Genomic DNA, 6,728 nt, shown 5'->3' on the forward strand with positions numbered 1-6,728 from the left:
AGCTCCATCCCCTGATCATCGAAGGGCTGCGCGCGGCGCTGCCCGAAGCCATTGCGCTGCGCGTGCAAGATCTGCAACCTCACCTCACCGCTGCCCGGCTGGCGGCCCGTCTATGAAAAACACCTTGCTCGTTCTCGCCAGCGCCCTGCTGCTCGGCGCCTGCGCCACCGGCCCCAAGAGCCTGCACATCGACACCAGCCACACCTCGCAGAACCAGGACAGCCGCGCCCTCTTCCTGGTGCTGCACTACACGGTGCTGGACTACGAGAAGTCGCTGCGGGTGCTGACCACCGGCGGCCAGGTCAGCAGCCACTATCTGGTGCGCGACGAGCCGCCGACCATCTACCGCCTGGTCGACGAGAACCGCCGCGCCTGGCATGCCGGCCCGAGCTTCTGGGCCGGCCACAGCAATCTGAATTCCAGCTCGATCGGCATCGAGATCGTCAACCCCGGCTACAAGGACACGCCTGAAGGCCGCGTCTACGCGCCGTTCTCGCAGCCGCAGATCGACGCGGTCATCAAGCTCAGCCAGGACATCGTCGCGCGCCACGGCATCAAGCCGGAGCGCGGGATCGGCCAGGCCGATATCGCCCCGGGCCGCAAGCAGGACCCGGGCCCGATGTTCCCGTGGAAGCAGCTCCACCAGGCCGGCCTGATCGCCTGGCCCGACGCCGCCCAGGTGGCGGCCAAGATCAGCGGCTATGCCGCGCTGCTGCCCGACACCGCCTGGGCCCAGGACAAGCTGGCCCGCATCGGCTACAACGTGCCGCGCCACGGCGAGCTCGACGAGCTGACCAAGCAGACCCTGGTCACCTTCCAGATGAAGTACCGCCCGGCCCTCTACGACGGCGTGCTCGACGCCGAAACCGCCGCGCTGCTGGACACCGCGACCACACCCGGCGGCATGCGCATGGCCACGACCCCGCTGGAAGGGCCGACCAAGCCCTACACCTCGCGTTGGTGAGCGCCTTCAGTTGCCAACGTCGGAGGGCAGCTGTAGATGCTGGTTGCGCCGTACAGCCTTCATCGCAAGATCGGCTGCGGCACGGCGCACCTCTTCGCTCGAGATGGAGCGACTCAAGCGCTGCAATTCTTCCTGGTGAAACTGCGCCGCCAGCCTCATGGCCCATCCGTCGGGATGATCGGCCACAACACGCGACGAGTTTTTCATCACTAGCGCAGTGATCTTGGCATCGGCCAGCCTATAGATCTGCTGCGCCTCGTCAGACAACTGATAGGGCGTCTTTGCCGCACCAAGCGCCGAGATCGCTGACATATCGCCCCGACGGGCGTCCTCGATCAGCGCGTTGAGGATGACCTCCTTGTTGGCGGGGTCCAGCAGCAGGTCTTGAGAGGCCTGAGCAATCAGGTGACCGGCCATCTCCGGTTCGCGGCCATGGACAGCCTTCAGAAGCAAGGGCACAGCCAGGGCTTTCACTTCTGGCGTCACTGTCTGGCAACGCCGCTGCGTCTGCTGGTCCGCCTGCACGATGTCGAGCATGGTCTGGCGCATTTTTCCCGAGGCGAAGCGGGGATTGCTAGCCAGCATCTGGTACTGGGTCTCGACAACCCAGTCTATTCGCTCGCATGCCTCGAGCTGCCGATAGGCTTGGCGCGCCATGCCGGCACTGCCGGATTCGAGGGCCCGAACAATGTGCGGTGCATAGCCCTCGGCGCCGATGTGAAGCCGATACCACTCAGAGAAAGCGCGATCTTCCTCGTCGTTCGCCCGAACTGCGGGCACTCCAGCACCCGCCGACGCAGCAGGCAAGACCGGCATGACGCTGCCAGTCGGCGACCCTGGCTGGATACTCTGCTTGGTCTTGACCAGCTCGCGCTGCGAGACCCGCATGGCATCGATGCCCAGCGATGCTTGAGCCGGAACATCGTCCCGCGCCATCGGTGGGTAAAGCCACCACCCCGCCATTGCAGCAAGCAACGCCAGGACCAACAAATTCGCCGTCGTCCTCATTTGCAGAGTAGCCTCCGTACACGCGAAAAAGGCACAGCGGACAGAACCCGTCTGCATCTTCGCAGGCCACTGTATCGAGCCCACGGTACCGCGCCACCCCTCCAGAGAGGGATGGCAAGGGTCTGCGGCAGAGTGCTTTGCAAGAGTCTGCACCCCTGGCCAAGCCAGCTTCCGACGGCGCCGCAGGACTGAATCGATGGATCGACAAGCAGAGGATCGGCGGCTCTCGCAAGGCGGTGCAGCGATCCGCAGGCATGCCGGTCGCGGCAGAACATCATCGACCAGCCCTCTGCATTGCCGTGCGGGCTGCGCCCGGCAGCGGATAACCAAAAGTTATATTCTGTCCAGCCCTATTCAGTTGCGAGCGTCGGCACGCTCTCCGACCATTGCTCCCGCGCCATGAAGCCCTCCCCGTCCCTCGCCCGCCTCTTGAATCGCTGCTGTCAGCACGGACGGGCCTGACCATGCGGCTGCGCCATATCGAAGTCTTCCACGCGGTGATGCAGGCCGGCACGATCAGCGGCGCCGCCCAGCTGCTGCATATCTCGCAACCGGCCGTCACCAAGGTGCTGCAGCACTGCGAGCTGCAGCTGGGCATGGCCTTGTTCGATCGGGTGCGCGGCAAGCTCTATCCGACCCCCGAGGCCGAGCGCCTGTTCGTCGAGATCGACAAGCTCAACCGCGATCTGGTGGCGATCCGCCGCCTGGCCGCCAATCTGCGCAGCGGCGAGTCCGAGCAGGTGCGACTGGTCGCGACGCCGACCCTGGGCGCCTCGGTGATCCCGGCGGCGATGACGCATTGGTGCCGCGCCTACCCGGCCGGCCATTGCACGCTGGCCACCAACCACACGCGCGAAATCGTCTCGGCCCTGCTGCTGGGCGAGGCCGATCTGGCGCTGTCGCTGCAGGACCCGCGCCACCCCGGCATCAAGACCGAGGTGCTGGCCAGCGGGCCGATGATCGCGCTGTGTCCCGTCGGCTCGCCCGAGGCGGCCGAGGACGGCCCGCTGCCGCTGGAACAGATCGGCACCGAGCTGGTGGCGCTGCCGGCCGAGGACCCGCTGGGCAATGTGGTGATGAATGCCTGCGAGGCCCTGGGCCTGCAGCCGGTCAGCCGGCTGACGGTGCAGACCTACCAGCTGGCGCGCTCCCTGGTCGAGGCCGGGGTCGGCATGAGCATCGTCGACCCCTTCACCGCCGCCAGCGCCGACCGCAGCCGCGTGCGCCTGCGCCCGCTGGCTCCGGCTATTCCCGTGCAGCTCTATCTGCTGACCGCCGCCAACGCGCCGCTGGCGCAGAGCGCTCGCCGCCTCGTCAAGTACCTGGGCGAGGCCGCCAAACAGAATCTGGAAAGCCTGTGACGATGATCCCCTGCGAAGAGGTGCCACAGCACCCCGACTTCCGCGCGCTGCTGAGCATTCCCGGCATCGACGTGGACCTGCGCTATGCCACGCGCGACAACTTCGTCGGCCGCAATGTCTATGGCGGGCTCGATTGCGGCTATCTGCGCCGCGAGGCCGCCGATGCACTGGAGCGCGCCGCCGCCTGGCTGGCCGCCCACCGGCCCGGCTACCGGCTGCGGGTGCTGGACGCGCTGCGGCCGCAGCGGGTCCAGGAAGTGCTGTGGGCCGAGCTGCAAGGCACGCCACTGACCCTGTATCTGGCCAACCCCGAGCGCGGCTCCATCCACAGCTTCGGCATGGCGGTCGATGCAACCCTGCTGGACCCGCAGGGCCAGGAGGTCGATATGGGCTCGGGCTTCGACGAGATGGCGCTGACCTCGCATCCCGACCACGAGGCCGAGCATCTGGCGCGCGGCCTGCTCAGCGCCGCCCAGCTGACCGAGCGCGGCTGGCTGCGCGCGGCGATGCGCGCGGCCGGCTTCCAGGGCATTGCCACCGAGTGGTGGCATTTCGACTTCGGCGACCGGGTCGCAGTGCGCCGCGACCTGCCCCGCGTCCTCTAAGGCAAGACATGACCCTCGCTCGCCGCCAGTTCGGTCAAGCATTGATGGTTGCGGCCGGCAGCGGCCTGGCCGCCGCCCCGGCACTGGCCCAGACCCGCCGCCCGGCCATCTACGCCAAGCGCCTGCAGCCCGGCGACACCGTGGCCCTGGTGAGCCCAGCCAACGCCACCTACGAGCGTGAGCCCATCGCCATTGCCACCGAGGCCTTGCAAGCGCTGGGCTTCAAGGTCAGGCACGGTGCCCATCTGCGCGGCCGCTACGGCCAGTTCGGTGGCAGCGACGCGCAGCGCGCCGAGGACATCAACACCCTGTTCGCCGACCCGCAGGTGGCCGGCATTCTCGCGATGACCGGCGGCTCGGGCTGCAACCGCATCGTCGACCGGCTGGACTACGCGCTGATCGCGCGCCAGCCCAAGTTCTTCGGCGGCTTCTCGGACTTGACCAGCCTGGTCAATGCGATCCATCAGCGCAGCGGTCTGGTGACTTTTCATGCGCCGGTGGCGGTGTCGGAATGGAATGCCTTCAGCGTCGCGCACTTCCGCGCGCTGGTGATGGACGCCGAGGCCCCGCTGCTGAAGAACCCGACGGGCGAGCGCGGCGACCATCTGGTGCAGACCCAGGACCGCATCACGACCCTGCGCGGCGGCCGCGCGCGCGGCCCTCTGGTCGGCGGCAATCTGGCGGTGCTGGCCTCGCTGGTCGGCACGCCCTACTTCCCCGACTGCCGCGGCGCCATCCTCTTCCTCGAAGAGATCAACGAATACATCTACCGGGTCGACCGCATGCTGTCGACCCTGCGCCTGGCCGGCGTGCTCGAGCAACTGGCCGGCGTCGTGATCGGCAAGTTCACCAAATGCGAGCCCGGCGACGGCTTCGGCACGCTGACCCTGGACGAGGTCTTCGACGACTACTTCCTGCCGCTGAAGGTGCCGGTCTATCGCGGCGCGATGATCGGCCACATCAAGCGCAAGTTCACGATACCGGTCGGCGCCGATGCCGAGATCGACGCCGACGCCGGTACGCTGCAGATCCTGCGGCCGGTAGTCAGCTGAAACCGCTCAGACCGCGCGCCGGCGTGCGCGCCAGCTTAAGGCCGCCAGGCCGGCCAGCATCAGGCCCCAGCTGCCGGGCTCGGGCACGGCCGAGACACTGGCCGTGAAGCTGAAGTCGTCGATGGCCAGGCCGTGGTCGGAGGCCGGGTCGTTGATGTCGACCCAGCGCAGCCACAGCGTCTGGCCCGTCTGCCATTGCAGACCGGTCACGGTGGCGCCCAGGCCGGTGATGCGGTTGGCGGCCAGATTGCCATTGCCCGTGGTGCCGCCCGACAGCGTGGGGCTGTGGAAATCGGCGCCAGCCAGGCCGGTCCAGCTCAGTGTGTGAGCCGGGCTGCCGGCCGCGCCCAGCACGTACTGCACCGTCAGGCTGTGCGCGGTATTGGCATTGGTGGACACATGCCACTGCTCGCCGGTGTAGCCGAAGGAGAAGCCGTCCAGCGTCGCGCTGCCGCCGTTCACAAAGGCCACCGCGATCGCGCCGAAGGCCTCGCCAACACCCGGCTCCACCGGGCTGTAGCGGTGTGAGGAGCCGCCCTGCATGCCCAGCGCGCGCTCGCTGACGCCGTTGCTGCCGTAGCTGACATGGGCGCGGTCCGAGCCGCTGCTGGTCGAGACACGCAGGCGGCTGACGCTCTGGTCCAGCGCCGGGCCGGCATACAGATGCCAGCCGGCCAGGCTGGCGTCAGTGCTCCACAGCGGGTCGCTGCCGGTGACGTTGGCGAGGCGGTTGAAGTCCTGGCTGTAGGCCAGGCTGCCGTTGTTCAGGGAAATGGCGGCCTGGGCGGGGGCCTGCAGGACCAGTCCGAGGACGGCGGCGGTGGCCAGGGGGATGGGGCGCATGGGATCTCCTATGGGTTTTGTGAGCGCCAGAAGTTAGCCAGACGCGATGACGGCTTGGTCGCGGCCCCAGATCCGAACGGCAGGGGTTCGCGCAATGACGCAGAATCGGCTCTGAGCTTCAGCCCCCGCTTCAGGTACAGGTCCATGTCCGAGAGCAGTGCCAGCCCCTCATCGCCCGAGGCCCGCACTCGCTGGCTGCACGGCCAGCGCGAGGCCTATCTGGCCGAGCCCTGCGCCGCTGCTGTGCTGATCGAGCCGGCGCGCGCGCTGCTCGATCAGGTACTGGCCGAGGGCCCCAGCGATTTCGCGGTCGATCTGGCCCAGCATCTGGCCGAGATGCTGGGTGAGCTGTGGCGCTCGGAGCAGATCGAGGCGGTGCTGGATCCGGTGCTGCCCTGGCTGCTGGCCGGCCACGGCTGCCTGTCCAGCCGCATCGCCGCACTGTCCTTGCGCTGCCGCATGCATCTGCGCTTCGGCCGCCTGAGCGAGGCCCTGGCCCTGCTGGAGCCGCTCACAGCGCTCAGCGAGGCCAGCCCGCAGCCGGCCGACCAGGCGCACCGCGCCCGTGTGCTGGGCCAGGCCCTGTCGGCCCAGCGCGAATGGCGGCGCGCGATTGACTGCATGCGCGAGGCGCTGCGGCTGGCGGCCAGCGGCGGTGATCGCGGTCGCTGGGTGGACCTGCTGGTGTCGATCTCGGTGGCGCACCGCGCTTTAGGCGAGCCCGAGGCCCAGCTGGCGGCGCTGCGCGAGGGCGCGCAGATGGCGATGGCGCAGCGGCGCTGGATCGCGGCGGTCAACAGCTGGTCCGGCGTGGCCGAGGAAAGCCTGGCCCGCGAGGACGAGGCGGCCGGCGAGGCCGCGCTGCTGGAGGGCCGGCGCTGCCTGGCGCTGGCCG

At 68.6% G+C, this 6,728-nt stretch carries 7 protein-coding genes; 5 read left to right on the forward strand and 2 right to left on the reverse strand.

Annotated elements, in window-relative coordinates:
• Window positions 1-112: 112 nt before the first annotated feature.
• Complete coding sequence (locus tag PO768_RS27115; RefSeq protein ID WP_272648543.1) at window positions 113-964, forward strand: N-acetylmuramoyl-L-alanine amidase; 852 nt, start codon at window positions 113-115, stop codon at window positions 962-964.
• Window positions 965-970: 6 nt separating this feature from the next.
• Here the strand turns inward: PO768_RS27115 and PO768_RS27120 are convergent, their stop codons facing one another.
• Window positions 971-1,972 (reverse strand): hypothetical protein, encoded by a 1,002-nt coding sequence (locus tag PO768_RS27120; protein WP_272648544.1) that lies wholly within the window; start codon window positions 1,970-1,972, stop codon window positions 971-973.
• Window positions 1,973-2,436: 464 nt separating this feature from the next.
• Here PO768_RS27120 and PO768_RS27125 point away from each other — a divergent pair, with 464 nt between their 5' ends.
• From PO768_RS27125 to PO768_RS27135, 3 genes are read left to right on the forward strand one after another with little or no spacing between them, the layout of a single operon-like run.
• Window positions 2,437-3,333 carry a LysR family transcriptional regulator gene (locus tag PO768_RS27125; protein ID WP_137943786.1) on the forward strand — a complete coding sequence of 299 codons (897 nt, stop codon included), beginning with the start codon at window positions 2,437-2,439 and terminating at the stop codon, window positions 3,331-3,333.
• Window positions 3,334-3,335: 2 nt separating this feature from the next.
• A complete protein-coding gene (locus PO768_RS27130; protein ID WP_272648545.1) occupies window positions 3,336-3,938 on the forward strand; it encodes a M15 family metallopeptidase in 603 nt (200 codons plus the stop codon).
• Window positions 3,939-3,946: 8 nt separating this feature from the next.
• Window positions 3,947-4,990 (forward strand): S66 peptidase family protein, encoded by a 1,044-nt coding sequence (locus tag PO768_RS27135; protein ID WP_272648546.1) that lies wholly within the window; start codon window positions 3,947-3,949, stop codon window positions 4,988-4,990.
• 6 nt (window positions 4,991-4,996) lie between these two features.
• Here PO768_RS27135 and PO768_RS27140 read toward each other — a convergent pair whose 3' ends face one another.
• On the reverse strand, window positions 4,997-5,833 hold the full coding sequence (locus tag PO768_RS27140; RefSeq protein WP_272648547.1) for a PEP-CTERM sorting domain-containing protein: 837 nt from the start codon (window positions 5,831-5,833) through the stop codon (window positions 4,997-4,999).
• A 144-nt stretch (window positions 5,834-5,977) separates the two neighbouring features.
• Between PO768_RS27140 and PO768_RS27145 the strand changes: the two genes are divergently transcribed.
• On the forward strand, window positions 5,978-6,728 hold a 751-nt coding region (locus tag PO768_RS27145), incomplete at its 3' end, for a hypothetical protein (RefSeq protein WP_272648548.1).

Source organism: Paucibacter sp. XJ19-41, assembly GCF_028462495.1.
In the GTDB taxonomy this organism is placed as follows: domain Bacteria; phylum Pseudomonadota; class Gammaproteobacteria; order Burkholderiales; family Burkholderiaceae_C; genus Roseateles_E.